General features: G+C 43.1%; 2 protein-coding genes. Both read right to left on the reverse strand.

Annotation, left to right across the window (positions count from 1 at the left end):
* Window positions 1-951, reverse strand: a 951-nt coding sequence (locus DW657_RS17230) for a carboxypeptidase-like regulatory domain-containing protein (protein ID WP_147381999.1), incomplete at its 3' end; no start/stop codon positions are given.
* A gap of 47 nt (window positions 952-998) precedes the next feature.
* Window positions 999-1,841 carry a GLPGLI family protein gene (locus DW657_RS17235; protein ID WP_118313564.1) on the reverse strand — a complete coding sequence of 281 codons (843 nt, stop codon included), beginning with the start codon at window positions 1,839-1,841 and terminating at the stop codon, window positions 999-1,001.
* Window positions 1,842-2,038 lie beyond the last annotated feature (197 nt).

The following is a 2,038-nucleotide window of genomic DNA, read 5'->3' on the forward strand; positions in this document are numbered from 1 at the left end:
CAGCTGGTCGGGCGTAACATTCACGTAATCTTTCAGATTATAAGAATTTCCCATCACTCCAGTACCATCATCCGAAAAGAGGAGATTGCCTTCACCGGTTACATCCGTACCTATATTATTACTCTTGAAGGTATTGAGTGACTGGGCTTTCTTGGCAAAGCGCATCAACGACATCTCGCCTTCCCAGACATTCAGCTTACCAAACTTCTCCCCTTTCTTCTGCTCCATACCGCCACCTGCTTTCAGCGTTCCTACCAGACGACTCTTGGCAGATTCCTTCAGTTTGATATTGATGGCAGGGTCTTGCGAAAACGACATATCTTCCAAAGCCTTGATTGGTTGATGATTGGTCATCACCTCTACCGAACCGACATCCTTCTGATGGATATTGTTGGTGGCGATGGAATAGCGGCCGCCGAGCATATCATGTCCTTCGATATAAAACTTATTGATAGCCTTTCCGTTATATTTGATTTCTCCCTTGTCCGACACCTCCATTCCCGGCATCTTCTTCAAGACATCAGCCAGACTCTTGTCGTTGGCATCGGCAAAGCTTGCCACATTGTAGGAGATGGTATCGCCTCGCTGCCGGATGCTTGGAGCCTTCACCACAACATCCTTCAGCTTTGTAGCCTGCTCCGTCAGGAGCACATGATAAACAGTAGTATCCTTCGACAAAGGAATGGTTTTCACAGCATATCCCATCATCGAGAAATGCAGCACGTTACGACCATCCGGAATAGCATTGAGCGACAGCAGGAAACTTCCATCTGCCTGCGTCTTGGTAAACTTCAGGATTCTATTGCCGGCAGCAGGTCGGATGGTAACCATCACTCCCTGCAGTCCGTTGCCCGTATAGGCATCTTCCACCTTACCCGACAAGGTGACTTGCTGGGCATAGGTCAAAGTGCTCATACAGATAAACCACAGATATAAAAACAGTTGCTTCATAAATTATCTTCTTGAGAAACCAATCCGTTCTCTCTTTACGTTGATACTTATTCTTTTTCTATCAGATCATATTTCAGAGCCTCATCCGAACCACCCAGAGATATTCCCGTTGAAGCCTCGTTGATACTGTTCCAATTTTTCAGATACTTATATTTTGATTGCAGGAAATCCTTTCTTGTCGTTTTCTGAAAGCGCTTGAATTCCTTATCCTGTACCCCAAAAGTAATAGGTTTTGCACTAACCTGCTGCATTCCATTGATACAGAAATAGTATTGCTTTCCCCTATCATACACTTCCATAATCAAGCCAGGGAGTCCGCAGAACTTCCAGGGACCGTCACTTACAGGAACATCCAAGGCAAACCAGGCTGTCCATTGTCTTCCCCGGAAGCAGCAGGTAGCCTTTTGGCATTCATGACCGAGCACCATCTTCGTGCTGTCATTTTCCATATTCCATTCCTGCGCATTCAGGGAATCTCCATAAAGATAATATTGCCCCAACAGGAAATCTGTAATGGTCATTTCCCCTTGCGGATAATTCTTATAGATGGTAGCAGTCATTCGGCGGTGTGGTATGGCATTGTACAATTGCTTCCCTTTCAGTCCCTTCCCTATCGCTTCCGTCAAGAAGCTATCCCATAGTTTATCGCCATTAGGAGAAGCCATCAGAGAATCACACTGATAAGTATAATAGCTATAACATTTAGAACACTTCGCTCCGATTTGCAGATAGAGCAAATCTTCCTTGCGCTGTTGTTCTCCAGACAGCGTATCCGTAAGATATTCATATACATAGCTACACAGCATATTAGCCGTATCTATCTTCTTATTTTGGGCAAAGCCAATAAGATAAAAAGTTAAAAATAGAAATATGAAACACTTTCTCTCCATAACTTTTTCTTGTTTAAAATTAATATTCTATTCTCTTTCTATTAAGTCATAATTACGTTGAGAATCTGACGAGTCCAGCGATATTCCTGTCATCGCCTCATTTATGCTATTTGAATTACGAAAGTAATTATATTGAGACTTCAGAAAAGCTTTCCGGTCTATCTTTACCCGTTTTCTATTGAAAACATCATAAACGA

Origin of the sequence: Prevotella sp. AM23-5 (genome assembly GCF_003473645.1) — a bacterium.
Taxonomy (GTDB): domain Bacteria; phylum Bacteroidota; class Bacteroidia; order Bacteroidales; family Bacteroidaceae; genus Prevotella; species Prevotella copri_A.

Bases quoted from the DNA above. Each gene is read 5' to 3' on its own strand.
- DW657_RS17235 (WP_118313564.1), bottom strand. From the start codon at position 1,841: ATGGAGAGAAAGTGTTTCATATTTCTATTTTTAACTTTTTATCTTATT.